Below are 24,017 nucleotides of genomic sequence, written 5' to 3'. Positions count from 1 at the left end.
GCCGAGAGCAGAGCGGCTGGCTGAAACACCCGTCGGCAGCGCAGGATCATCGGATGCGGATCCTTGTTCTCGGTGGTACCCGGTTCCTCGGCCGGACGGTGGCTCAGCTCGCCGTCGACCAGGGCCACGACGTGACCTGTGCGGCCCGGGGAGTGTCCGGAGTCGCGCCGACCGGGGTCCGGTTCGTGCCGGTCGACCGTGACGATCCCGAGGCGCTGGTGCAGTTCGCCGACGAGAGCTTCGACGCCGTGGTCGATGTGACCCGCCAGATCAGTCACGCCAGGTACGCGCTCGCCGCGCTTGCCGACCACGTCGGACACTGGTCCTTCGTGTCTACGATCTCGGTGTACGCGGACAACACCACCCCGGGTCAGGCCGCGACGGACGCACCGGTGCTGCCACCAGCCCCGCCGGACGTGGATGGTCCGGTGGGGCCGGACCACCGCTGGTACGGCGAGTGCAAGGTGAGCATCGAGCGGCTGGTCCGGGAGCGGATGGGCGTGGACCGTTCGTTCATCTGCCGGGCGGGGCTGATCGTCGGCGCCCAGGATCCGAGCGACCGCTTCCCGTACTGGGTTCGTCGGCTGTCGGCCGGTGGGGAGGTGCTGGCGCCTGGCCGGCCGAGCGACCGAGTGCAGTTCGTGGACGTGGCCGATCTGGCCGGCTGGTTGCTGCATGCCGCCGACACCCGCCTCGGCGGCACGTACGACGGCATCGGGCCGGCGATGTCCCGGGCCGATCTGCTGAACGGCGTCGCCGCCGGGCTGGGCGTCGCCGATCCGGTCCTCACCTGGGTCGACCAGGAGTTCCTGCTCGCTCACGACGTGCGAGAGTGGTCGGGGGAGCGGGCGTTGCCGCTCTGGGTGCGGCTGCCGGAGTTCGGCGGCCTGATGGACCGGGACGCCCGACCGGCTCTGCACGCCGGTCTGGCGGTCCGTCCGCTACCCGACACCGTTCGGGCGACCGCGTCCTGGATGAGAGCACACCCGGCCGACGTACGGCAGGGTGGACTCGACCCGGCGGATGAGGCGGCGGTACTGCGGGAGTGGCAGGCTGTGCGGGACCGGTGATTCCGGCCGGCAACTGCATCCCCACCCGGCCTGTCATAGTTGACGCTTACGCTTGGTGAAAGTAAGTTTCACCCGTGGCGAAGAGTCCGAAGATTTCTGCGAGTCAGGAGCCCGGTGGGCTGATCGTCCACATCAGTGGGCTGTTGCCATCGCTGTCGCCCGCCGAACAGCGGGTTGCCCGGCTGGTCGTCTCCGACCCGGCCGCCGCCGCCCGGCGGACCATCACCGACCTCGCCACCGCCGCGGAGACATCCGAGGCGACAGTCATCCGGTTCTGCCGTTCGGTGGGCATGGACGGCTACCCCCAACTGCGCATCCGGCTCGCCGCCGAGGCCGCCCGCCGGATCGAGCCGCCGGACGCCCGGGTGGTCGGCGGAGACATCCCGCCCGGCGCCGACCTCGCCCAGATCATCGCCACCATCGCCTTCAACGACGCCCGCGCGGTCGAGGAGACTGCCGAACAACTCGACCCTGCCGCCTGCGAGCAGGTCGTCGAGGCGATCAGTGGCGCCGGTCGGATCGACATCTACGGCGCAGGCGCCAGTGGCTTCGTCGCCTCCGACTTCCAGCAGAAGCTGCACCGCATCGGCCGGATCGCCTTCTACTTCCCGGACGTGCACACCGCGCTGACCTCGGCCGCGCTCCTCGGCCGGGGAGACGTGGCCTTCGGCATCTCGCACACCGGCACCACCTCCGACGTCATCGAGGTGCTGGAGCAGGCCCGTACGCGAGGTGCCGTCACCGTGGCGCTGACGAACTTCCCGCGCTCGCCGATCACCGAGGTGGCGGACTTCGTGTTGACCACGGCGGCCCGGGAGACCACCTACCGCTCCGGCGCGACGGCCAGCCGGCTGGCCCAGCTCACCGTGGTCGATTGCCTCTTCGTCGGGGTGGCCGCCCGCAACCGGGCCCGGGCCCGCAAGGCCCTCGAAGCGACAGCCGAGGCGGTCCAGTCGCACCGGGTGGGTGCCAACCGGAGGCGGGCATGACGGCCGGTGCGGTGGAGCCGGACGAGGACATGCCAGCACCGCCCGCCCGCCCGACGGTCCGGGTGGGCGCACCCACCGAACGGCGTAACCCGCTCAGCGCCGACCTCGACCTGATGTCGACCCGGGACGTGCTCACCGTCATCAACGAGGCGGACCGGCGCGTGCCGGCGGCGGTCGCCGCGGTGCTCGACGAGATCGCCACCACCGTCGACCTGGCGGTCGCGGCGCTGCTCGGCGGTCACCGGGTGCACTACTTCGGGGCCGGCACCTCCGGCCGGCTGGGTGTCCTCGACGCGGCCGAGCTCGCCCCCACCTTCAACTCGCCCCGGCACTGGTTCTGCGCACACCTCGCCGGCGGCCCGGACGCCATGTTGCGGGCCGTGGAGGACGCCGAGGACGACGACCGGGGCGGCGCGGTCGAGGCAGCCAGTTGTGTGCGCGCCGGTGACCTGGTGGTTGGTCTGGCGGCCAGCGGACGCACCCCGTACGTCCTCGGGGCGCTCGCCGCGGCCCGCGCCAAGGGCGCTTCGACGGTGTTGCTCTGCGCCAATCCGGAGGCGGAGGCCGCCCGGTCGGTGGACGTGTTCATCGGGGTGGACACCGGACCCGAGGTGGTCACCGGGTCGACCCGGATGAAGGCGGGCACGGCGCAGAAGTTGGTGCTCAACGCGTTCTCGACCGCTGTCATGGTGCGACTGGGGCGGGTCTACTCGAACCTCATGATCGATATGGTGGCCACCAACGCGAAGCTCCGCGGGCGAATGATCTCGATTCTGGTCGAGGCCACCGGCTGCTCGGAGGAGGTCTCCCGGCGAGCCCTCACCGAGGCGGACGGTGACCTCAAGACGGCGCTTGTCTCCCTGGTTTCCGGTGCCGAGGTCGAGGCCGCCCGGGCTGCGCTGGCCCGCTCCGCCGACCAGGTGCGCGGGGCCCTCGCCCTGCTCGCCACCTAGCGTCACACGCCCCGGGAAGCGAACGGGGCTTCGGATTGTTCATCTGGCCGGGGGGTAATAACACTCCCGTGGATGAACCGACCGGTCCCCCGGTGCGTATCTGGCAGTGACCAGGATCGCAGCGTGGTGGTGACCCGGGTCGCTGTGCCCCCGCGGCGGGCGGTGTTGCCATGGTGCGGTAACCCGTACGTGGTGCCCAGCGGCGAGCCACCCGGCGGGTGCTGACAGCAAACATGGACCGTGCTCTCAGCTACTACTCAGGCATTCGTGACACTTTCGACTCACGACATGGAATCCCCGACACGTCTCATCTGTTGTGTAGGTGTCAGCACCGGTGGGCACAGCAGAAGTTACCAGGGGTTGACGGACGTGGGGAATGGCAAGGAACCGGGCAACCGGCGCGAGCGAGGGGACCGTGGGCAACGTGGACAAGAACATCGGCATGCGAACCGACGAGGTTGCCGAGGAGCGCGACCTGGTCGGCGTCTACCTGCACGAGATCTCCCGGACGCCACTGCTGGACGCCGCCAAGGAGGTCGAACTCTCCAAGGCTATCGAGGGCGGCCTCTACGCCGAGCACCTGCTCGGTGAGGACGCCGTCCCCACCGGTAGGGACCGGGCCGACCTGGAGTGGCTGGTCGTCGAGGGGGAGCGCGCTAAGGACCTCTTCATCCGCGCCAACCTCCGACTGGTCGTCTCGATCGCCCGCCGCTACGTGCGCTCGGGCATGCCCATGCTGGATCTCATCCAGGAGGGCAACACCGGCCTGGTCCGGGCGGTCGAGAAGTTCGACTACGAGCGTGGATACAAGTTCTCCACCTACGCCACCTGGTGGATCCGTCAGGCGATCAGCCGGGCGATCGCCCAGCAGGAGCGCACCGTCCGACTGCCGGTGCACCTCGTGGAGGACGTCAACCGGATGCGCAACGTGGCCCGGCAGCTGACTCGTGAGCTGGGCGCCGACCCGGAGCCGGAGCAGATCGCGGCCTCCCTCGGCGTCACCGTCGAGCGGGTCAACGAGCTGCGCCGCTGGTCGCAGGACACCGTCTCGCTGGACACCCCGGTGGGCGACGACGGCGACACGAACCTCGGCGATCTGGTCGCCGACAGTGACGCGCCGTCGCCGGAGGACATCGTCCTCAGCGGCCTGGAGCGGCAGCGCATCGAAGGGCTGCTCAACCACCTCGACGACCGGTCCGCCGGCATCATGCGTGCCCGCTACGGGCTGGAGGACGGCCGGGAGCACTCGCTCACCGAGGTCGCGTCCCGGTTCTCGCTGTCCCGCGAGCGGATCCGGCAACTCGAGATCCAGGCCCTCGGCCGGCTGCGTGAGCTGGCCCGGGCGGAGGGGCTGCAGGCAGCCTGACCTGGTAATAATGACGGCGAACGGCCGGCGTCCGATAGGGGGACGCCGGCCGTTCGCCGTATCCGGTCGTTCCTAGCGAACCCGGCCGTAGCCCTGGATGGACATCATGTTCATGCCCCGCTTGAGCACGTTGCGACCGGCGCTCGGCGCGTCGATCACCTGACCGTCGCCCACGTAGAGGGCGACGTGCCCGAGCCCGCTGTAGAAGACGAGGTCGCCCGGGCGTAGGTCGCCCCGGCCGATGTGGGCCACCGCGCTCCACTGCATGCGGGTGTTGTGCGGCAGGGACTTCCCGGCCGCCCGCCAAGCCGCCGAGGTCAGCCCGGAACAGTCGTAGCCGTTCGGCCCGTCGGCTGCCCAGGCGTACGGCTTGCCCACGGCGCCGAACGCGTAGCGCACAGCGGCGCCGGCGTCACCGGCCACCGCGGGCACGTTCTTGGCCTCGGCCGCCGCTGCCTTGGGTTCGGGTCGCTCGGTGGCCGCCCCGTACGCCTGCCGGCGCAGCTCGTACAGCTTCTCCAGGTCCTGTTCGATCTGCTTCTTGCCGGCCGCGAGCTGACGAGCCTGCGCGGCCTGCCGGGTCAGTGTGGCGTCCAGGCCGGCCTTCTCGTCGAGCAGCCGCCGCTGGTCGGCGGTGAAGCCGGAGATGCGCTCCTGCCGCTTGCGGGTCAGTTGGTCGAGCGTGCCAAGCCGGTCCAGCAGCCCGGAGGGGCCGCCGGGACGCAGCAGGGCGTCCGCGGTGCGCAGAGCGCCGCTCTTGTACGCGGTGTTGGCCAACTTGGCCACATCGGCCCGGCTCTGCTGGGCCTGCTGCTCCAGTGGGCCGATGCGGGAGCGTAATCGGGCCACCGCGGCCTCGTTTGTCTTGATCTCCTCACGCAGCTTGTTGTACGACTCGACGACCCGTTCCAACTCGGTGGAGGACGTTTCGATCCGGCGGGTCAGGTCGGCTGGGGACGGCTCGGCGTGGGCCACCGCCGTCGGGGCGATCAGCGCGGCCGACATGCCGACCAGCGCCACGGTGCGCAGCAGGTTTCTCAGGGATGACAAGAGCGAAAGGCCCCTCTCCCACGGCCGCCGGGGCTGCTGACGCCCTCGGCGACACCGGCCGGGGCCACCCGGGCGGACGGCACTGGGCCGGACCGGCTCGCTCAACCTAACCCGGGACGGATGTCGCTCGCAGTTGAAGCAGGGGCGAAAGTTGGGGGAGAGGCGGGTCGTGTCCCTGCGTTGGGTGGCGTTGATGACACCTGGTGCGACGGGATTGGACGCCCTTTTCGTGGGCAAATGGGCGATATGAGACCTTCGTCGTTCCGAGCGTATGCCGCCGGATTCCTGCCGGCCATAACCGGAAAAAGTGGAAATGGATGCTGTTTCTCGGCGATGTCACCGGTTTGGGGGAGCTGTCGAGAGTTCGTAAATGCCCAGGCCGGCTGGCGGGGCCACAACACAATGAAGGCCGGAGCCGGGAATCCCGTCGGCAGATAGCGACGTTTGTCACCAGCGGGTCAACCGGCCAACCGTCCCCCGCGGGAGGAACCGTGGATCGTGAAGGCGCAAGTGTGCGACCGCCGCGAACGGTGCCGGGTGCCCGGTCGACCCTGCTGTACGCGCGGCCCGGCATCATCGTGACCGTCGACCGGTTCACCGTCGGCCGAACCAGTTACCGGATCGCCGACCTGACCCATCTGCGTACCACCCGAGGCCCGCACGACCGGATCGCCGTCCGGGCCGTCGTCATCACCGCCAGCATGCTCGGCGGTGTCGCGCTGCTGCTCGGCTTCACCGGCGGGTTGGAACACCTGACCGCCGGGGCGTACCTCATCCTCGGCGCGGTGCTGCTGCTTCCCGCCGCGCTGGCCCTGGTCGGTGATCGCTGGCGCCCGCCGCCGCACGAGCTGTGGGGGTGGCACCGGGGAGCCGAGGTGCTGCTGTTCAGCGCCGACGACGAGCGGCAGTTCGGCCAGGTCACCCGGGCGCTGTTACGGGCCCGGGAAGTCAACCGGTACGGCGGCTGGGTCGACCCGCTCGCGTCGGCCGACCCGTGGCGGCCCAGCCGTTGACCCGACGACGGTGGGCCGGCGCCGAGTTGGCGTCGGCCCGCCGGCCGCTCAGCGGGCGACCGGCTCCGGAGCCCGTGCCTCCTGCGGCGCGGCCAACCAGGCGCTGACCCGGCGCTCGGCGAAGAACGAGACGAACGGCACGGTGCCGGCCAACATCACCAGCAGCATCCGCTTCAGCGGCCAGTCGGCTCGGCGACTGAGGTCGAACGCGGCCACCAGGTAGATCATGTAGAGGAAGCCGTGCGCCGGCCCCACGGTCTCCACCACGACCGCGTTGTCGAACACGTACTTCAGCGGCATGCCGATCACGACCAGCAGGATCAGCACCACGCCCACGATCCAGGCGATCACGCGGTACCGGGTAAGGGCAGCGCCCACCTTCGTCCGTCCTTCCAAGCCCGGCTCAGCCGGGATAGTCACCGGGCCGGGCGCCCGGATTGGCGTTCAACCATGACAGGTAGTGGTTGTAGGCGGCCAGGTCCGTGTCCTCGACGGCGTCGCCGGTGGCCGGCACCCGGGACACCCGCACCGGTCGGCGTACCGCCGGTCGGGATCCTGCGGTGACAGCCGGTTGCGGCGCGTCGGCCGGATCCGTCGGCGGCGCGTCGGCCTCGTCCGCGCTGCGGCGGGCCAATTTCACCTCGCGCCACCAGACGTAGACCACGAAGCCGGCGAAGATCGGCCACTCGACCGCGTACCCCCAGCTCAGGCTGTTGCCCGCGGTGGCCCGGCTGACCTGCCACCAGCCCAGCCCGAGGAAGCCCACGGCCAGCACGACCATGGCCACGTGACGCGCGATCCACGTCGGGGTCCAGAGCCGCCTCATGGCATCGAGGGTACCGGGGGCGGCGCCGGTCTCCGACACCGTGTCGTAGCTGTCGCGCGGCGGGGATGGTTTGGCGTCACCACGCCTGGGCATTCGTCTAGACGCCAGCCCAAACGAGATCAAGGGGGGCGATGATGACCGGATCGGTACGTGAGGACGGCTTTGCGTCCAGCGGCAGCACGGACATGAGCCCGGAGCAGCGGGTGCCCGAGTGGGGCGGCGATCACCTGGCCGACCCGGCGGGCACGACGGATCTCGACGGCGACCTGCTCGGCATCGACCCGACGGAGTTGACCGACGAGGATCTGATCCGCGAGATGCACAGCCTGCACCGCACCCGCCTGGACACCCTGCGGCACGCGGCGGACTCCGCGCTCGCCAACCACCTGCGGCGGACCGCGGAACTTGAGACCGAGTACCTGGCCCGCCACCCGGGCCGGGAGGTCGACCCCAGCCGTCTGCGGGACTCCTGATGGCGGCGCGCGCGGTGCGCGGCATGTCCGCGCCACCCGAGGTGGTCTTCAACACGGCCACCGACCCCGACCGAGCCTCGGCCTGGCTGCCGGAGCCGCTGCGCGGCGACGGCAGCCCCGCCGCCGAGATCAGCGGCGAGGAGTTGCGGGCTCGATGGGGTGACGGCGACGCCGATGACTGGACGGCCGAGATCCGGGTCGAGCCGGCGGATTCCGGCGGTGCCCGGATCCAGCTCGACCTGGCCGACGGGTCGGGCGGGCCGGGCCCGGACCAGTTGGCCGATGAGGCGCTCACCAACCTGGCACGCGAGGTCGCCGACAACCTCCAGGCCGGCTGAGTCGGCCGCGCGGGACGCCGCTCCCGCCCCACCACACGACACGAGGAGACCCGGTGAGCGACACTGGCCTGCGACAGAAGGCGACGCGGCTGCGTCGGGCGTACGCGCCGCACGAACACCGACCGCTCGGCGGCTACCTGGTGGCGATGGGCGCCTACGCCGGCGTGACCGGGGCGCTCGCCGGCCTGGTCAAGGCGACCGGTCGGCCGGTGCCGGAGCGACCCGCCCCGTCCGACGTGGTGCTGCTCTCCATCGCCACGCACAAGCTGAGCCGGCTGCTGTCCAAGGACGCGGTGACCAGCCCGCTGCGGGCGCCGTTCACCCGCTACGACCGCCCGATCGGCAGCGGTGAGGTGATGGAGCAGGTCCGCGACTCGGGCAGCCCTACCCGGCACGCCATCGGCGAGTTGCTGAGCTGCCCGTTCTGCCTGGCGGTCTGGGTGGCCACCGGGCTGACCGGTGGACTGGTGCTCGCGCCCCGGCTGACCCGGCTGGTGGCCACCGCGCTGACGGCGGTCGCCGCGTCCGACTTCCTGCAGATGGCGTACGCGACGGCGCAGCAGGCCGCCGAGGGTGGGCACGACGACGACTGACTCCAGGGAACGGCAGCGGGGGCCGGCGAATGCCGGCCCCCGCTGCGTGTACGCCTCAGCGCTGCATGCCGGACCAGCCGTGCGGCGACTCCGGTTCTCGTTCGTCGTCGTCCGCCCCGGTGATGATGTCCCGATCCACGGCGGTGCGGTCGTGCTCGTTGGCGAAGTCCGGCTCGGGCGTGGTGTCCCTGCCCTTCGGCGGTTGACCCAGCGCCGACACCTTCTCGTCGTGGTCCTCGTGGTCCGTCATGTCGGTGTCCCTTCTGCGGTCGCTCACGCGATGGAGCCGCTCAGCCGATGGAGCCGCCCAGCAGGTCGCTTGCCTCGTCCACCGCGTACTCGCCCTCGGGCAGCGCGTCGATGCGGGCGAGCAGGTCCGGCGGGAGTTCGGCGGCCACCGCCTGGCGGTAGATCTCCGCCTGTTCGACCCGCTCCTGCGCCCGGTAGATGTCGTCGAGCAGGTCGTCGATGGCCCGGGTGTCCGGCTCGCCGGCCACGGATGCGTCGTCGGTCACGCGATCAGCTACCCGGGCCGGAATCGGTCAAACGTCACGCGCCTGACCCGCCTGCGCGGGGGGAGCCTCGGGCCGAGCCAGTCGGGCGGGCGTAGAGACAGCGCCGCCCCCGGCCGGTGGGCCGGGGGCGGCGCTGGTGTCGGTGTGCAGGTCGCCTCTCGGCGAGTGGCACTGCGCGGCTCCAGCCGGACGGTATTCCGCGAAGGCTATTTAGGTGAGGCCCGGGGACACTGGACACACCGACACCCCAGTCAACGAGCCGACCCCCGCCCGTGTTCCGCGCGCCTTGGTGGCGGCCGTCACACCGTCGTCGGCAGGGTGGCCCGGCGAGCCTTCACCGCGGAGGCCAGGTGGTCGAGCACCTCGGCGGTGTCGTCCCAGCCGAGGCAGGCGTCGGTGACCGACCGGCCGTACTCCAGCTCCCGGGTCGGGTCGAGGTCCTGCCGACCGGGCAGCAGGAACGACTCCAGCATCACGCCGGTGATCCCGCGCTGGCCGGCAGCCAGCTGGGCGGCCACGTTGGCGGCGACCAGCGGCTGGTTGCGGTGGTCCTTGCCGCTGTTGGCGTGACTGGCGTCGATCACCAGCCGCTCCGGCAACCCCGCCGCGCGGAGCAGGTCGAGCGCGCCGCCAACCGACTGCGCGTCGTAATTGGGCCGACCGCCTCCGCCGCGCAGCACCAGGTGACCATCCGTGTTGCCCCGGGTGTGCATGATCGCCGGGGTGCCGGAGAAGTCGATGCCGGGGAAGACGTGCGGCACCCCGGCGGCGCGGATCGCGTCCACGGCGGTGCCGATGCTGCCGTCCGGGCGGTTCTTCATGCCGATCGGCATGGACAGGCCGGAGGCGAGCTGGCGGTGCACCTGGCTCTCCACCGTGCGGGCACCGATCGCGCCCCAGGCCACCGTGTCCGCGATGTACTGCGGTGTGATCGGGTCGAGGAACTCGCAGCCCACCGGCAGGCCGACACGCAGCACGTCGAGCAGCAACGCCCGGGCCAGCCGCAGGCCGGTGTTGACGTCCCCGCTGCCGTCCAGGCCCGGGTCGTTGATCAGACCCTTCCAGCCGACCGTGGAGCGGGGCTTCTCGAAGTAGACCCGCATGACGATCAGCAGGTCGTCGGAGAGCCGGTCCGCGGCGACGCGCAGGCGCTGGGCGTAGTCGAGCGCGGCGGCCGGATCGTGGACCGAGCAGGGTCCGACAACCACCAGCAGGCGGTCGTCCTCGCGGTCCAGGACGCGACTCACCGCGCGACGGCCGGTGAGCACGGCCGAGGCGAGCGGGGCTTCCAGGGGCAACTCGTGGTGCAGGAGGGCGGGCGTGGTCAGCGGCACGACACGGTCGATCCGCTGATCGCTGACCCGATCGGTCTCCGGGGTCGTCACGGTGGGCATCCTTTCGCCGACCGTGCCCGGGGCCGGTGCCCGGGACGAGCCGGCTGCTCGTACGCAAAAGGGCAGGAGCGACAGCTCCTGCCCAGCCGGCTCGGTCCGTGGTGACGTCAGTTCATGGTGAAGTCACCGGCTTGCGAGCCGGCTGTCTAAACCATCGATAGGAACGCGTCACCGGGCCAGCGTACCCGACCGGGCGGGCTAATCCGCAGTCGTCCCAAGATGCGCGCGACGAACACAGCGTGCCGAAGGCCGCGCCAGGAACACCGCGTGCCGAAGGCGAGGTCGGGGTAACAGGGGTGCCATGACAGACGAGCAGAGCGATCAGGACCGGGTCGAGTCCCGGGCGCACCTCCTACCCGAGGAAGCCGCGGTGGGCAGCGACGACCCGGAGGCGCAGGCGGAGGCCATCCTCACCGAATCGGACATCCGTGCGGCGGACCAGAACGCGGCGCCGGACACGGTGCTGGAACGTCGTACCTCGGATCAGACGGTGGCGGCGGTGGAGCCGCCGGACTGAACGGTTGCCCCGCGTGCCCGGCGGGACCCCCGGTAGGTCTGCTCCCGCAGCCAGGCCAGCGGACCTGCCACCCGGAGCTCGGGTGGCAGGTTGCGCACCGGGTCGAAGGCGAGCGCGGCGTCCTCCGCCGCACCGAGCTGGGCGCCGATGCTGACCTCCCCGACCGGCCGCCACGGACCCACGGCGGACGCGACCGCGAGCACCAGGCGCGGCGTGTCCGTCCGGGTCGCGGCGGCCACCGTGGCCAGGCTGCGGCCGAGGTCGACCGAGTCGGGGTCGACCAGCGCCGCCAGCCAGAGTCGGCGCGGGCCCGCGCGGTAGCAGATGATCGTGCTGTACGTCCCGGTGAAGCGGCGCCGAGGCAGCGGCAGGTTCCGCAGCACCGGGGCCGCGCCGCTGGAGCTGACCAGCAGGTCGAACGGTCGGCCGGTGTCGCGGTGCAGGCGCACGGCGAGGCCCAGCACGTCCGGCCAACTGCCGGGCGTGGGCGTGCCCTTGGAGAGCCGGATGGTGGTCCGGTACCGACCGGGGTCGTCCAGCAGACCGACCCCGGTGGGTGGTCCGGGCGTACCCCAGATGACCGTCTCGCCGACGAACGAGCGACCGGCCGGATGCAGCAGGCGGCCGCGGCGCCGCCGACCGAGCGCGGCGCTGGCACGTTCGACGGCGGTGGCGTCCCGGCCGGCGGACCGGGACGGTGGCGGGTTGACGGTCATTGCCCTCCGGTACCCCGACCGACGGCCTCGATGCCTCGCGGCCGGCTCGCCGACCGACCGCACGTCACCTTTCCGCCCGCGAGATCGGATAGCGTCGGGGCATGCCCGACAGCGGTTACCCCTGGCCCATCGAGACGTCCCGACTGGACAACGGCCTACGCGTGGTGGTGAGTGAAGATCGCACCGCGCCGGCCGTGGCCGTCAACCTCTGGTACGACGTTGGCTCCCGGCACGAGCCCGCCGGGCAGACCGGCTTCGCCCATCTTTTCGAGCACCTGATGTTCGAGGGCTCGGTGAACGTGGCGAAGACCGAGCACATGAAGCTGATCCAGGGCTCCGGCGGCTCGCTGAACGCCACGACCAACCCGGACCGGACCAACTACTTCGAGACGGTCCCGGCCGAGCACCTGGAGTTGGCGCTCTGGTTGGAGGCCGACCGGATGGGCGGCCTGGTCCCCGCGCTCACGCAGGAGACGCTGGACAACCAACGGGACGTGGTCAAGAACGAGCGCCGGCAACGCTACGAGAACGTTCCGTACGGGGACGCCTGGCTGCGCTTGTTGCCGCTGCTCTACCCGCAGGGGCATCCGTACCATCACGCGACGATCGGCTCGATGGCCGACCTGAACGCCGCCGACCTCGCCACCTTCCAGGCGTTCCACCAGACCTACTACGCGCCCAACAACGCGGTGCTCACCGTCGTCGGTGACGCCACCGCGTCCGACGTGTTCGCGCTGGCCGACAAGTACTTCGGCGCGCTGCCCGCACGCGACGACATCCCGCCGGCCCCGGACGGCCGCAGCGTGCCGGCGACCGGGCAGACGGCCATCGAGTCGGTCAGCGCCGACGTGCCGGCACCCCGGGTGTACATCGCCCACCGCAGCTACCCGTTCGGCAGCCCCGGCTACAACGTGATCACCGTTCTCGCCACCGTCCTCGGCAGCGGCCGGGGCAGCCGGCTCTACCAGCGGCTCGCCGACGGTGAACGGATCGCCCAGCCGGACCTGGTCGGGGCGTACGGGGTGGACCTCGCGCACGCCCCGGCACCGCTGATCGCCACCGCCACCGCCCGCGCCGGGGTGAGCGCCGAGCGGCTGGCCGAAGGGCTGGCCGCGGTCGTCGACGAGCTGGCCACCGTGCCGGTCACCGCCGCGGAGCTGGATCGAGCCAAGGCCATGCTCAGCACCGGGTGGTGGCGTCAGTTGTCCACGGTGGACGGCCGGGCCGACCTGCTCGGCCGGTACGCCACGCAGTTCGGTGACCCGGCCCGCATCGTGGACCAGTTGCCGGCCCTGCTCGCGGTGACCGCCGAGCAGATCGCCGAGGCCGCCGCCGACGTGCTCGCCACCGACCGGGTGATCCTGACCTACCTGCCCGAGGAGACCTCATGACGCTGATCGCCGACCGTCCCGGCCCGGGCGCCGCACGCCCGTACCGGTTCCCGCCGGTGGTTCGCCGCGCCGTGGCCGGCGGTCAGGTCGTCGCCGCGCACCTGCCCGGGCAGAACCTCGCCGTTGCTCTGCTGCTGCTCGACGTGGGCGCGGGCCAGGAGCCGATCGGCAAGGAGGGCCTGTCCGGGGTCCTGGCCAAGGCGCTGGAGGAGGGGACCGCGCAGCGGGACGCCGCCGCGTACGCGCTCGCTGTCGAAGGGCTCGGCACCGCCCTGTCGACCGGGTTGGACTGGGACTCGTTCCAGGCCAGCGTGGTGATCCCGGTGGACCGCCTCAGCGCGGCCGTGGAACTGCTCGCCGAGGCGGTCCGGACGCCCAGGCTGGACCCTGCCGACGTGCGCCGGGTCCGTGACGACGAGGCGACCGCGCTGCGGATGGACTGGGCCAACCCGGGTCCCCGCGCCGACGCCGCGTTGCGCGCGGACCTGTTCGGTGCCCAGAACCGCTGGGGACGCCCGATGCACGGCGACCCGGAGTCGGTCGCCGGGTTGGATGTGGAGGACGTGACGGTCTTCCACTCCGAGTGGTTCCTGCGCCCCGGCACCCTGATCGTCGCCGGTGACCTGGACCGGATCGACCTGGACGCGCTCGCCGCGGCGGCGTTCGCCGGCACCGGTGGCGGCCCGGCCGAGCGGGGTGGCCCGATCGAGGTGCCGCTGCACGCCGGCCGGCGGATCATCCTGGTGGACCGGCCCGGCTCGGTGCAGTCCACGCTGCGGCTGGGCCACCCGTCGCCGCACCGGGCGCACCCCGACCACGTGCCGATGACGCTCGCCGGCACGGTGCTCGGTGGGGCGTTCACGTCCCGGCTCAACCACCTGCTTCGCGAGGTGCACGGCTACACCTATGGCGTTCGGGGTGATTTCGCCTCGTCCCGGCGGTTCGGTCGGTTCGCGGTCAGCTCCGGGGTGCAGACCGCGGTCACCGTGCCGGCCCTGGTCGAGGCGGTGGGCGAGATCAACCGTACCCAGGCCAGCGGGGTGACCGAGGACGAGCTGGCGGTGGCCCGCTCCTGGCGGGCCGGGCAGCTCTCGGTCGAGTTGCAGAGCCCTCGGGCAATCGCCGCCGCGCTGACCACGCTGGTGGTGCACGGCCTACCGGACGACTACCACGCCCGGTTGCGTGAGTCGCTGCTCGCCGCCGACGTGGACCAGGTCTCCGCGGCGGCGGCCACCCACCTGCACCCGGACGCGCTGACCCTGGTCATCGAGGGCGACGCCGCCATCATCCGCGACGAACTAACGGCAGCCGCCCTAGGAGACCTGATCGCCTAACCCCACCACCCACCCACCACCCCCGCCCCCGTTGATCATGAAGTTGTTGTCACCTGGCACGGCGTGTCGCGGCGATAACTTCATGATCAACGAGGTGGGGGTCGGGGGGTGGGTGTGATGCCGGACGCGGGCGGTGGGAAAGGGGTCCCGTTCGTGGGGGTGGGCTGGGTAGCCTCGCGGGCATGAGGATCGGCATTGTGGGGGCCACCGGCCAGGTCGGTGGCGTGATGCGGCGGGTGCTGGCGGAGCGGGAGTTCCCAGCGGAGCAGGTGCGGTTGTTCGCCTCGGCGCGGTCCGCCGGGCGCACACTGCCGTGGCGCGACGGCGAGGTGACTGTCGAGGACGCGGCGACCGCCGACTATTCCGAGCTGGACATCGTGCTCTTCTCGGCCGGTAAGGGCACCGCCCGGGAGTTGGCCCCCCGGGTCGCCGAGGCCGGCGCCGTGGTGATCGACAACTCCTCCGCGTTCCGGATGGACCCGCTGGTGCCGCTGGTGGTCGCCGAGGTCAACCCGCACGCCGCCCTCGACCGCCCGAAGGGCATCATCGCCAACCCCAACTGCACCACGATGGCCGCGATGCCGGTGCTGCGTCCGCTGCACGCCGAGGCGGGTCTGGTCGGCCTGGTCGTCTCCACGTACCAGGCGGTCTCCGGTGCCGGGCTGGCCGGCGTCGCCGAACTGGACGAGCAGGTCCGCAAGGTTGCCGAGCACGCGGCCGGGCTGGCCTTCGACGGGTCGGCCGTGGAGTTCCCCGCGCCGCGCTCGTTCGCCGAGCCGATCGCCTTCAACGTCCTCCCGCTGGCGGGTTCGATCGTCGACGACGGCTCGTTCGAGACCGACGAGGAACAGAAGCTGCGCAACGAGAGCCGCAAGATCCTGGAGATCCCCGACCTGTTGGTCTCCGGTACCTGCGTCCGGGTGCCGGTCTTCACCGGCCACTCGCTGCAGATCAACGCCCGGTTCGCCCGGCCGCTCACCCCGCAGCGCGCCCACGAGCTGCTGGCCGACGCGCCCGGGGTGGCGCTGACCAACGTGCCGACGCCGTTGCAGGCCGCCGGGCAGGACCCGACCTACGTGGGGCGCATCCGGGCCGACGAAACCGCGGAGTACGGGCTGGCCCTGTTCTGCTCCAACGACAACCTGCGCAAGGGTGCCGCGCTGAACGCGGTGCAGATCGCCGAGCTGGTCGCCGCCGAGCGTCGCTGACCGTCGCCGTCACCGGGCCCTCGTCGACGTCGGCGAGGGCCCGGGTCCCGTTCGAGGGGCCCGCTCCTGGTCGACCGGTCGTGCTTGGATAGGACGATGCCGACCGTCCCACCTGGAGGAAAACGTGCCGGATGACCGTACCCAGCAGGCGTTGACGGATCTGGTCGCCAAGCGCTCGATGGGCGTTCTCGCGACCATCAAGCGGGACGGGCGGCCACAGCTCTCCACCGTGGTCTACTCCTTCGATCGGGCCGCGGGCCTGATCCGCGTGTCCGTCACCGACGGCCGGGCCAAGACCGCCAACCTGCGCCGCGACCCGCGCGCCAGCTTCCACGTCGCCAGCGACGACGGCTGGGCGTACGCGGTGGTCGAGGGTCGCGCCGAGCTGACCACCCCGGCCGTCGAATCCGGCGACGAGACCGTCGAGGAGCTCGTGGCGCTCTACCGGGCGCTGAGTGGCGAACACCCCGACTGGGACGAGTACCGCCAGGCCATGGTCGACGAGGGACGGTTGGTGCTGCGGCTGCACGTGGAGCGGATCTACGGCATGCCACCCCGAGGCTGACGCGCTCGTCGTTGCCGGTCAGCCCGGTTCGATCACGGTCACCCCGGGCCAGCGCTGCGCCGGCCGGTGCCGGGCCAACCGCTGTCGGGACCGGGCCACGTCCACCCGGGCCGGGTTGTGCCGCCAGATCCCGCCCAGCAGATCCCCCAGGCCGTAGGGGGCGCAGACCCTGAGGCGGTTCGCCAGGTCCAGCTGGACGGCGACCGCGGTCGCGTACTCCGGCCAGGTGGCGACTGCCTCGGCCACGCTGCGGTACGGCTCGATCGGGTCGCCGCCGAACTTCGCCGCGTACCAGGTGTGCACCGCCGCCTGGTTGCGGGCCTGCCACTGCGGCTCCGGCCAGGCCGCCGCCAGTCGGGCGGTGGCTCGATGGTCGTCGTCGGGGGTGAGCCTGGTCGGGTCGAAGAAGACCACGTCCACGTCCCGGACCGTCGCCGGGTCGAACCCGTCGCCGTACCGCTCACCCCAGACCAGATCGCGCAGGGCACCCGCGCCGATCCACGCGTCCGGCAGCCCGGAGTCCCGCACCACGGTCAACGCCCGGGTCAGCCAACCGCTGCCGCTGATCAGCTCCCGCAACTCGCCCTCGCCCGGCATCATCCGCCCACGGTAGGCGGCGGGCCGAGGCGTGCCGGCCGCAGGTGGGTGCGGCGCCCGTCGACGGGTATACCGCCCTCCCGTGCCGACTCGGCCGCCACGGAACGTCGGGGGAGGGGTGGATGGGCGCCGACACGACCAGCGACGAGGCCCGCCCCGGCGGCCCGCCCCTGCGCCGGGAAACCTCCCGTCTGCTGTCGTTCAGCGACGGTGTCTTCGCCATCATCATCACGCTGCTGGTGCTCGATCTGCAGCCACCTCGGGTCGGGCGCGGTCAGCTGCTGCACGCGCTGTTCGAGCAGTGGCCGGCGTACCTCGCCTACGTCACGTCGTACGTGTTCGTGGCGGTCAGTTGGCTGAACCACCGGTCCGCCTTCAACCGGGTCACCAGCAGCGGCAAGGGCCTCCAGTGGTACAACCTCGCGGTGCTGTTCAGTACCGCGCTGGTGCCGTTCGCCACCTCGGTCCTCTCGCAGGCCCTGCGGGAGGGTGACCAGTCGGACCAGCGGACCGGCGTGGCCCTCTACGGCCTGGTCGGCGGGTTGCTCTCGGTGACCTGGCTGGGGCTGTACCACTACCTGGCTCGACATCACGATCTGCTGGACGAGACCGTGTCGGGTGGGTTCTTCCCCATGGAACGGGCGCGAGCCGCGGCCGGCGTCCTGGGGTACGCGCTGGCGATCCTCGTCGGATTCCTGGCCAGTCCGCTCTTCGCGCTGGTGATCTTCCTGCTGCTGCCGATCTTCTATGCCATGACCAGCAGTGGCCTGTACGAGTTGCGGAGCCTGCGGCACCCCCACGGATAGGCGCCGGCCCGCCAGCGTTACCTGCTCCCGAGCGCCGGGTAGACGGGCCGTGCCGACACCGAGAGGGGAGCACCATGACAACGGTCGGAGAGTTCATGACGACCCGGTTGGTGACGATGGACGGCAACGAGACGCTCATCGCAGCCGCGCAGGAGATGCGTGACAGCGCGATTGGTGACGTGGTGGTGACCAACGGCGACAGTGTGGTCGGCATCGTCACGGACCGGGACATCACGGTCCGAGGTGTCGCGGAGAACATGGACCCGGGCTCGACCCGGCTGAGCCAGATCACCACCCGCGACGTGATCACCGTGAGTCAGTACGACGACGTGGTGGCCGCCGCGGATCTGATGCGTACGTATGCCGTACGCCGGCTCCCGGTGATCGACGACGGGCGCCTTGTCGGCCTGGTGTCGATGGGTGACCTCGCCGTCGAGCGTGAACCGCAGTCGGTGCTCGCGGACATCAGCGCCGACGACCCGAACAACTGACCGTCCGCCGCGGGCGCGCGCCGGCTCTCCCCGATGCGGGGGGAGCCGGCGCTGCGATGTCCGGACCAGACCGGTGCCGAGTTCACTCACCCGATCCGGGCGAGGTTGACCGGGGAGGCGGCGGGGACCCGTGCGGGGACGTGTGCAACGCCGGCCGTCCGCGCGACTTGAGCGCGGTAGTGGGATCCCGGGCCCGGCAACTGGGAGGAGTGGACCCGATGGTGGACGCGACCACGAGGTTCTTCGAGGATCTGGACCGGCGGGGGTACGAGCCCCTGCTGGCGAAGACCTCCGGGACGCTGCGTATCGACCTGCACGAGGGGGCGCAGACCCGGCACTGGCTGCTGAGGATCGACCGCGGCCGGCTGGAGGTGAGTCAGGAGGACCAGGAAGCCGACACGGTGATCGGCGCGAGCCCGGTCCTCTTCGACGACATCGCCGCGGGCCGTGAGCACGGCCTGGCTGCGCTGTTGCGCGGGGACATGACGGTGACCGGCGACGCCCGGCTGGTGGTGCAGGTGGAGCGGATCTTCCCGAGTTCCCCGGACGCCCGGGGGCCTCGTCGCCGCTTCGCGGGGGAGGTGCACTGATGGGGCAGAGCAACACGGTCCGGATCCTGGACGGCAACACGTTCGTCGTCTGCGAGGACACCGGCGACATCGAGGCGACTCCGAGCGAGCCGACCGGGCTGTTCTCCATCGACACCCGGTTCCTGTCCACCTGGGTGCTGACCGTCAACGGTGAGCGGCTGAACTCGCTCTCCTACGACGACCTGCAGTACTTCGAGTCGCGGTTCTTCCTCGTCCCGGGGATGGCCACGCACTACGTGGACGCGAAGTTGTCGATCATCCGGGAGCGCGCGGTGGGTGGCAGCTTCCGAGAGCAGCTCACCATCCTCAACCACGACGAGAAGCCGGTCGAGCTGGAAGTCCGGATGGACGCGGCGTCGGACTTCGCCGACCTGTTCCAGGTCAAGGACGAGATCCTCAACAAGAAGGGCGAGATCTACACCGAGGTCGAGCCGGACCGGCTGCGGTTGGGCTATCGCCGGGGCAACTTCCAGCGGGAGACGATCATCTCCTCGTCGATGGCGGCCCGCTACGACAGCAAGGGTTTCGCGTACACCGTCCATCTGGAACCCAACGAGCAGTGGGAAGCCGCCATCGACGTCCAGACGCAGGCGGTCGGGCCCGGCGGCCGGGATCTGCGTTTCGGACTGCGCGTGCACGGCACCGAGCGGCTTGCCCTGCAGCACGACCTGGAGCAATGGATCGCGGACGCGCCCAAGGTCAACAGTCAGCACGGCCGGGTGGCCAGCACCTACCGGCGCAGCCTGATCGACCTGGCGGCGCTGCGCTTCTCGCCCCTGTCGCTGGGCGGCGCCACCCTGCCGGCCGCCGGCCTGCCCTGGTTCATGACCATGTTCGGTCGGGACAGCATCCTCACCTGCCTGCAGACCCTGCCGTTCACCCCGCAGTTGTCGAAGACGACGCTGCGCATCCTCGCGTCCCTGCAGGGGAGCCGGTTCGACGACTTCCGGGACGAGGACCCGGGGCGGATCCTGCACGAGATGCGTTACGGCGAGACCGCGGCCTTCGAGGAGCAGCCGCACTCGCCGTACTACGGCTCGGTGGACGCGACGCCGCTGTTCGTCGTGCTGCTCGACGAGTACGAGCGGTGGACCGGGGACGTGGCGCTGGTCAAGGAGCTGGAGCAGGAGTCACGGGCGGCGCTGAGGTGGATCGACAACTACGCCGACCTGGTCGGCAACGGCTACATCTGGTACGAGCGCCGCAACACCGAAACCGGCCTGGAGAACCAGTGCTGGAAGGACTCCTGGGACTCGATCTCCTACTCCGACGGCACGCTGCCGCCGTTCCCACGGGCCACCTGCGAGGTGCAGGGGTACGCGTACGACGCGAAGATCCGCGCGGCCCGGATGGCTCGCGAGTTCTGGGACGACCCGGAGTTCGCCGACCAGTTGGAGCGGGAGGCGGCGGAGCTGAAGGCGCGGTTCAACCGGGACTGGTGGGTGGACGACGGCGAGTACTACGCCCTGGCCCTGGACCCGGACGGCCGCCAGTGCGACATCCTCAGCTCCAACATCGGCCACCTGCTGTGGAGCGGGATCGTCGAGCCCGAGCGGGCGGAGAAGATCGCCCAGCACCTGGTGGGGCCGCGACTCTTCACCGGCTGGGGCGTGCGGACGCTCGCCGAGGGGGAGGCCCGGTACAACCCGATCGGTTACCACAACGGCACGATCTGGCCGTTCGACAACTCGTTCATCGCCTGGGGCCTGCGCCGCTACGGTTTCGCCGAGGAGGCCGCGACCATCGCCAGCGGCATCCTGGACGCGGCCACCTACTTCGACGGCCGGTTGCCGGAGGCGTTCGGCGGCTACCCGCGGGAGCTCACCAAGTTCCCGGTGGAGTACCCGACGGCGTGCAGCCCGCAGGCCTGGTCGACAGGTACGCCGCTGCTGTTGCTCCGCACCATGCTCGGTCTGGAGCCGCACGAGGGTCACCTGGCGGTCGAGCCGCGGCTGCCGGTGGGGATGGGCCGCATCGAGGTGTTGGACATCCCGGGTCGCTGGGGTCGGATGGACGCCTTCGCCCGGGGCCGACTCGACCTGGACAACCTCGCCGACTGATCGAAGCGACCGCAGAACCGGCGGCGGCGCGCAGCCCGCGCCGCCGCCGGTCGCCACCCAGCCGGGCAGGGTAGATTCTGCGGATGCCGGAGCTCGTGTACCCGCCCGTTATCGCCACCGCCAAGACGTTGTTTCGCCTTCTCGACCTGAAGATCACCATTGAGGGCGCTCACCACGTTCCCCGCACCGGCGGGGCGGTGCTGGCCAGCAACCACGTCAGCTACCTCGACTTCATCTTCGCCGGTCTGGGTGCGAACGCGTCGGGTCGGCTGGTTCGGTTCATGGCCAAGCAGTCGGTCTTCACGCACAAGATCTCCGGGCCGCTGATGCGGGGGATGCGGCACATTCCGGTCGACCGGCAGGCCGGCGCGGCCTCGTTCCGCGCCGCCGTGGCCGCGCTCAAGCGCGGCGAGGTCGTCGGCGTCTTCCCCGAGGCGACGATCAGCCAGTCGCTGACCGTCAAGGAGCTCAAGAGCGGCACCATCCGGATGGCCCGCTCGGCGAAGGTGCCGGTATTGCCGGTCGCGCTGTGGGGCACCCAGCGGCTCTGGACCAAGGGTCACCCGCGCACGCTCACCCGCCGGCACACGCCGATCACCGTTCTGATCGGCGAGCCGATCAACCCGGCCGATTTCCCGGACCCGAACCTGCTCGACGCCGAGCTGAAGACCCGGCTCAACGCGCTCGTCGATCGGGCCCAGCGGGAGTACCCGGACGCGCCGGCCGGCCCGGACGACACCTGGTGGCTCCCCGCGCACCTGGGCGGCAGCGCGCCCACGCCGGAGGAGGCCGCCGCTCTGGACGCCGCCGACGAGCGCCGCACCGCCAGCGCCTGACGACGAGTTGGCCGGATCGTTCCGCACCCGGGCATGATGGTGTCTGCCGGCGCGTCCGTTCTCCGGTCAGGATCTTCAGTCATGAGCAGAGCAGCACTCGTCGTGATCGACGTTCAGGAATCCTTCCGTCAGCGCCCGATCTGGGCGTACGGTTCCAACCCCGACATGGTCGGTCAGGTCCAACGGCTGGTCGCCGCCGCCCGGGAGCGCGGCGACCTGGTGGTCTGGGTCCTGCACTCCGAGCCCGGCACGGGCGGATTGTTCGACCCCGCACTCGGGCACGTGCGGCTGATCGAGGGGCTGGTGCCGGCCGAGGGCGAGCCGACGCTGGTCAAGACCGCGCACAACGCGTTCACCACCACGAATCTCCAGCAGCAGCTCACCCAGGCCGGCATCCTCGACATCACCGTCTGCGGCATCCGCACCGAGCAGTGCGTGGAGACCACGACCCGGGTCGGCTCGGACCTCGGCTACCGGATGACCTTCGTCACCGACGCCACGCTGACCTTCCCCATCCCGCACTGGGACGTGCCGGAGACCGCCACGGTCGAGGAGATCCTCGCCGACCCGCGCACCCTGACCAACGAGGAGATCGTCACCCGCACCGAGTACGCGTTGGCCGGCCGCTTCGCGACCATCCGTACCGTGGACGAGGTGACCGGCGCGATCCTCGCCGGCACCCGGAGCTGACGCGATGACCCGGGTCGTCTTTCTGCTGGTCCCGCAACTGCACCTGCTGGACCTCGCCGGGCCGGCCCAGGTCTTCTCCAGTGCCGCCGACCTCGGCTACGACTATCAGCTGCACTACGTCGCCGAGCGGGAGCAGGTGCCCACGGTGCAGGGCGTACCGCTGGTCGCCGAACTCCAGTGGCCCGAGTTGGCCCCGGACGACCTGGTGATCGTGCCCGGTTGGCGGCCGGCGGCGCACGGGCCGGAGGGGCCCGTGTCGCCCGGCGACCTGCGGCGGCTGGCCGAGCACCACGCGGCCGGCGGCACGGTGGCCAGCGTCTGCGCCGGGGCGTACGCCCTCGGGCGGGCCGGGCTGCTCGACGGCCGCCGCTGCACCACCCACCACGAGGTGCAGGACGACCTGGCCCGCCGTCACCCGGCGGCCCGGGTCACCCGTGACGTGCTGTACGTGGTCGACGACCGGGTGGTCACCTCGGCCGGCATCGCCAGTGGCATCGACGTGGCGCTGCACCTGGTGGCCACCCGGCACGGCCCGGCGATCGCCGCGAAGATCGCCCACACGCTTGTCGTCTACGCCCGCCGCAACGGGCACGAGCAGCAGGCCAGCGCGATGATGCGGCACCGCTCCCACCTGTCGGACTCCGTGCACCGGGTGCAGGACCTGATCGACAGCCGGTACGCGGAGCCACTGCCACTGGCCGATCTGGCCGCCGCCGGCGGCGTGGCCGAACGGACGCTGACCCGGCTGTTCCGCGCGACCACCGGGCTCACCCCGCTCGGTTACCAGCAACTGCTGCGGGTGGAGCGTGCCGAGCACCTGATCGGGCACGGCACGACCGTGGAAGCCGCCGCGCGAACTGTCGGTTTCACCGATGCCCGGATGCTGCGCCGCCTGCGAGCCCGTTCCACGGGGTCGGCTCCGGCCCTGAGCGGTAGTAGTCGTCCCGGGAGTGGAACTCCACCGGCAGCGAGCCGGGCAGCGTGACCCGGGTGTCCCCGGCGAGCAGGCTGGGGCCGGCCCGCAGCAGCAGCACGTCGCGCTCCTGCGCCGACAGGTCGACCAGCTGAGGGCGGGTGAGCCGGAACATGGCGACCGCCCGGCGGACCTGCCGGGCCAGCGCGGCGACCTCACCGGCCGGCCCGTCCAGGGCCAGGGCCGGCTGCTGGATGGTGCGTAACGCGTCGCAGACGATCAGCAACTGCGCCGCCGCGTCCTGCTCGGCGGCCGGCAGCTCCAACCGGGACGGCCACTGCCAGCGGATCTGCCCGCTCATCAGGCCGTTGAGGCGGGCGGGCGGCCGGGACCGTGGGGTGTCGTCGACGACCAGCGACAGTTGGGAGCCGCTACCCACCCAGCAGATCCGCTGGTCGGTGACGGTGACCGAGACCTGCTCGGGCAGTTGCCAGCCGCGCCGCGTCTCTGTGGGCCCGAGCAGGTAACCCGCGACCAGCAGCCGGTGCCGCCCGAGCACCCGCTCGCCGGGGACGGGACGCAGGTTGTAGCGGTAATCCAGGGTCGGCCCCACATCGTCGTCCGGGGCGTCGAACCGGTGGGGAGCTATGAAGAAGGGGGACGCGTCGGCGTGCATCGTCACGACCTCCCGGTCAGATGGCTGTGCTGTGAAGCCTGGCGGAT

29 protein-coding genes are annotated in these 24,017 nt (G+C 71.3%); 20 read left to right on the top strand and 9 right to left on the bottom strand.

Going from position 1 to position 24,017, the window contains the following annotated elements; all coding sequences use genetic code 11:
* Window positions 1–53 precede the first annotated feature (53 nt).
* The 4 genes from HNR20_RS08565 (at window position 54) to HNR20_RS08550 (ending at window position 4,378) form a co-directional block, all read left to right on the top strand.
* The gene (locus HNR20_RS08565; protein WP_184177974.1) at window positions 54–1,070 is read left to right on the top strand and encodes an NAD-dependent epimerase/dehydratase family protein; all 1,017 of its coding nucleotides are present in this window, start codon (window positions 54–56) and stop codon (window positions 1,068–1,070) included.
* Window positions 1,071–1,144: 74 nt separating this feature from the next.
* Entirely contained in the window at window positions 1,145–2,059 is a 915-nt protein-coding gene (locus tag HNR20_RS08560) for a MurR/RpiR family transcriptional regulator (protein ID WP_110561559.1), read from the top strand.
* Window positions 2,056–3,012, top strand: a complete 957-nt coding sequence (murQ, locus tag HNR20_RS08555; protein WP_184177972.1) for an N-acetylmuramic acid 6-phosphate etherase — start codon at window positions 2,056–2,058, stop codon at window positions 3,010–3,012. The genes HNR20_RS08560 and murQ overlap by 4 nt, the downstream gene beginning before the upstream one ends.
* Window positions 3,013–3,388: 376 nt before the next feature.
* Window positions 3,389–4,378, top strand: coding sequence for a sigma-70 family RNA polymerase sigma factor (locus tag HNR20_RS08550; RefSeq protein ID WP_184177970.1), 990 nt, complete (start codon window positions 3,389–3,391; stop codon window positions 4,376–4,378).
* A 72-nt stretch (window positions 4,379–4,450) separates the two neighbouring features.
* Here the strand turns inward: HNR20_RS08550 and HNR20_RS08545 are convergent, their stop codons facing one another.
* Complete coding sequence (locus HNR20_RS08545; protein WP_184177968.1) at window positions 4,451–5,428, bottom strand: C40 family peptidase; 978 nt, start codon at window positions 5,426–5,428, stop codon at window positions 4,451–4,453.
* A gap of 512 nt (window positions 5,429–5,940) precedes the next feature.
* Here HNR20_RS08545 and HNR20_RS08540 point away from each other — a divergent pair.
* Complete coding sequence (locus HNR20_RS08540; protein WP_229687064.1) at window positions 5,941–6,441, top strand: DUF6232 family protein; 501 nt, start codon at window positions 5,941–5,943, stop codon at window positions 6,439–6,441.
* A gap of 48 nt (window positions 6,442–6,489) precedes the next feature.
* On the opposite strand, the gene HNR20_RS08535 is transcribed toward HNR20_RS08540, so the two are convergent.
* Window positions 6,490–6,819: a DUF3817 domain-containing protein gene (locus HNR20_RS08535; protein WP_184177964.1), complete on the bottom strand. Its 330-nt coding sequence runs from the start codon at window positions 6,817–6,819 to the stop codon at window positions 6,490–6,492.
* A gap of 25 nt (window positions 6,820–6,844) precedes the next feature.
* Window positions 6,845–7,267 carry a hypothetical protein gene (locus tag HNR20_RS08530; RefSeq protein ID WP_184177962.1) on the bottom strand — a complete coding sequence of 141 codons (423 nt, stop codon included), beginning with the start codon at window positions 7,265–7,267 and terminating at the stop codon, window positions 6,845–6,847.
* A 131-nt stretch (window positions 7,268–7,398) separates the two neighbouring features.
* Between HNR20_RS08530 and HNR20_RS08525 the strand changes: the two genes are divergently transcribed.
* Genes HNR20_RS08525 through HNR20_RS08515 form a run of 3 tightly spaced genes read left to right on the top strand, consistent with a single transcriptional unit; the run spans window position 7,399 to window position 8,671 of the window.
* Window positions 7,399–7,740 (top strand): DUF6158 family protein, encoded by a 342-nt coding sequence (locus HNR20_RS08525; RefSeq protein WP_184177960.1) that lies wholly within the window; start codon window positions 7,399–7,401, stop codon window positions 7,738–7,740.
* Window positions 7,740–8,078, top strand: a complete 339-nt coding sequence (locus HNR20_RS08520; RefSeq protein WP_184177958.1) for an SRPBCC family protein — start codon at window positions 7,740–7,742, stop codon at window positions 8,076–8,078. The genes HNR20_RS08525 and HNR20_RS08520 overlap by 1 nt, the downstream gene beginning before the upstream one ends.
* A 53-nt stretch (window positions 8,079–8,131) precedes the next feature.
* Window positions 8,132–8,671: a DUF1360 domain-containing protein gene (locus tag HNR20_RS08515; RefSeq protein ID WP_184177957.1), complete on the top strand. Its 540-nt coding sequence runs from the start codon at window positions 8,132–8,134 to the stop codon at window positions 8,669–8,671.
* A 55-nt stretch (window positions 8,672–8,726) separates the two neighbouring features.
* Here HNR20_RS08515 and HNR20_RS08510 read toward each other — a convergent pair whose 3' ends face one another.
* The 3 genes from HNR20_RS08510 to HNR20_RS08500 all read right to left on the bottom strand — a co-directional run bounded on the left by HNR20_RS08510 (window position 8,727) and on the right by HNR20_RS08500 (window position 10,580).
* A complete protein-coding gene (locus HNR20_RS08510) occupies window positions 8,727–8,921 on the bottom strand; it encodes a hypothetical protein (RefSeq protein ID WP_184177955.1) in 195 nt (64 codons plus the stop codon).
* 40 nt (window positions 8,922–8,961) lie between these two features.
* Complete coding sequence (locus HNR20_RS08505) at window positions 8,962–9,186, bottom strand: hypothetical protein (RefSeq protein WP_184177953.1); 225 nt, start codon at window positions 9,184–9,186, stop codon at window positions 8,962–8,964.
* A gap of 299 nt (window positions 9,187–9,485) precedes the next feature.
* The gene (locus HNR20_RS08500; protein ID WP_184177951.1) at window positions 9,486–10,580 is read right to left on the bottom strand and encodes a 3-deoxy-7-phosphoheptulonate synthase; all 1,095 of its coding nucleotides are present in this window, start codon (window positions 10,578–10,580) and stop codon (window positions 9,486–9,488) included.
* A 301-nt stretch (window positions 10,581–10,881) separates the two neighbouring features.
* Here HNR20_RS08500 and HNR20_RS08495 point away from each other — a divergent pair, with 301 nt between their 5' ends.
* Window positions 10,882–11,097: a hypothetical protein gene (locus HNR20_RS08495; RefSeq protein ID WP_184177949.1), complete on the top strand. Its 216-nt coding sequence runs from the start codon at window positions 10,882–10,884 to the stop codon at window positions 11,095–11,097.
* On the opposite strand, the gene HNR20_RS08490 is transcribed toward HNR20_RS08495, so the two are convergent.
* Window positions 11,064–11,813 (bottom strand): phosphodiesterase, encoded by a 750-nt coding sequence (locus tag HNR20_RS08490; RefSeq protein ID WP_184177947.1) that lies wholly within the window; start codon window positions 11,811–11,813, stop codon window positions 11,064–11,066. The two genes, HNR20_RS08495 and HNR20_RS08490, sit on opposite strands and share 34 nt — an antisense overlap.
* Before the next feature lie 101 nt (window positions 11,814–11,914).
* Here HNR20_RS08490 and HNR20_RS08485 point away from each other — a divergent pair, with 101 nt between their 5' ends.
* The 4 genes from HNR20_RS08485 (at window position 11,915) to HNR20_RS08470 (ending at window position 16,311) form a co-directional block, all read left to right on the top strand.
* Window positions 11,915–13,204, top strand: a complete 1,290-nt coding sequence (locus HNR20_RS08485) for a M16 family metallopeptidase (RefSeq protein WP_184177945.1) — start codon at window positions 11,915–11,917, stop codon at window positions 13,202–13,204.
* Window positions 13,201–14,538: a M16 family metallopeptidase gene (locus tag HNR20_RS08480; RefSeq protein ID WP_184177943.1), complete on the top strand. Its 1,338-nt coding sequence runs from the start codon at window positions 13,201–13,203 to the stop codon at window positions 14,536–14,538. Before HNR20_RS08485 ends, HNR20_RS08480 begins: the two co-directional genes overlap by 4 nt.
* Window positions 14,539–14,720: 182 nt before the next feature.
* Complete coding sequence (locus HNR20_RS08475) at window positions 14,721–15,746, top strand: aspartate-semialdehyde dehydrogenase (protein ID WP_184177941.1); 1,026 nt, start codon at window positions 14,721–14,723, stop codon at window positions 15,744–15,746.
* A gap of 124 nt (window positions 15,747–15,870) precedes the next feature.
* Window positions 15,871–16,311, top strand: coding sequence for a PPOX class F420-dependent oxidoreductase (locus HNR20_RS08470; protein ID WP_184177939.1), 441 nt, complete (start codon window positions 15,871–15,873; stop codon window positions 16,309–16,311).
* Between the two features lie 18 nt (window positions 16,312–16,329).
* Here HNR20_RS08470 and HNR20_RS08465 read toward each other — a convergent pair whose 3' ends face one another.
* The gene (locus HNR20_RS08465) at window positions 16,330–16,911 is read right to left on the bottom strand and encodes a nucleotidyltransferase family protein (RefSeq protein ID WP_184177937.1); all 582 of its coding nucleotides are present in this window, start codon (window positions 16,909–16,911) and stop codon (window positions 16,330–16,332) included.
* A 119-nt stretch (window positions 16,912–17,030) separates the two neighbouring features.
* On the opposite strand from HNR20_RS08465, the gene HNR20_RS08460 reads away from it, so the two are divergent.
* From HNR20_RS08460 to HNR20_RS08430, 7 genes are all read left to right on the top strand, one after another.
* A complete protein-coding gene (locus tag HNR20_RS08460) occupies window positions 17,031–17,714 on the top strand; it encodes a TMEM175 family protein (RefSeq protein ID WP_184177935.1) in 684 nt (227 codons plus the stop codon).
* Window positions 17,715–17,788: 74 nt separating this feature from the next.
* Complete coding sequence (locus HNR20_RS08455) at window positions 17,789–18,205, top strand: CBS domain-containing protein (protein WP_184177933.1); 417 nt, start codon at window positions 17,789–17,791, stop codon at window positions 18,203–18,205.
* 218 nt (window positions 18,206–18,423) lie between these two features.
* Window positions 18,424–18,795: an SCP2 sterol-binding domain-containing protein gene (locus HNR20_RS08450; protein WP_184177931.1), complete on the top strand. Its 372-nt coding sequence runs from the start codon at window positions 18,424–18,426 to the stop codon at window positions 18,793–18,795.
* Window positions 18,795–20,855: an amylo-alpha-1,6-glucosidase gene (locus HNR20_RS08445; protein WP_184177929.1), complete on the top strand. Its 2,061-nt coding sequence runs from the start codon at window positions 18,795–18,797 to the stop codon at window positions 20,853–20,855. Before HNR20_RS08450 ends, HNR20_RS08445 begins: the two co-directional genes overlap by 1 nt.
* An 83-nt stretch (window positions 20,856–20,938) precedes the next feature.
* Window positions 20,939–21,691, top strand: coding sequence for a lysophospholipid acyltransferase family protein (locus tag HNR20_RS08440; protein ID WP_184177927.1), 753 nt, complete (start codon window positions 20,939–20,941; stop codon window positions 21,689–21,691).
* An 81-nt stretch (window positions 21,692–21,772) separates the two neighbouring features.
* Entirely contained in the window at window positions 21,773–22,381 is a 609-nt protein-coding gene (locus HNR20_RS08435; RefSeq protein WP_184177925.1) for an isochorismatase family protein, read from the top strand.
* A 4-nt stretch (window positions 22,382–22,385) separates the two neighbouring features.
* Window positions 22,386–23,366: a GlxA family transcriptional regulator gene (locus HNR20_RS08430; protein ID WP_184177923.1), complete on the top strand. Its 981-nt coding sequence runs from the start codon at window positions 22,386–22,388 to the stop codon at window positions 23,364–23,366.
* Here the strand turns inward: HNR20_RS08430 and HNR20_RS08425 are convergent.
* Window positions 23,248–23,970, bottom strand: a complete 723-nt coding sequence (locus HNR20_RS08425) for a hypothetical protein (protein WP_184177921.1) — start codon at window positions 23,968–23,970, stop codon at window positions 23,248–23,250. The genes HNR20_RS08430 and HNR20_RS08425 overlap by 119 nt on opposite strands.
* Window positions 23,971–24,017 lie beyond the last annotated feature (47 nt).

The organism is Micromonospora parathelypteridis, assembly GCF_014201145.1.
Classification (GTDB): Bacteria; Actinomycetota; Actinomycetes; order Mycobacteriales; family Micromonosporaceae; genus Micromonospora; species Micromonospora parathelypteridis.
This window is presented reverse-complemented; position numbering and strand designations above follow the sequence as displayed.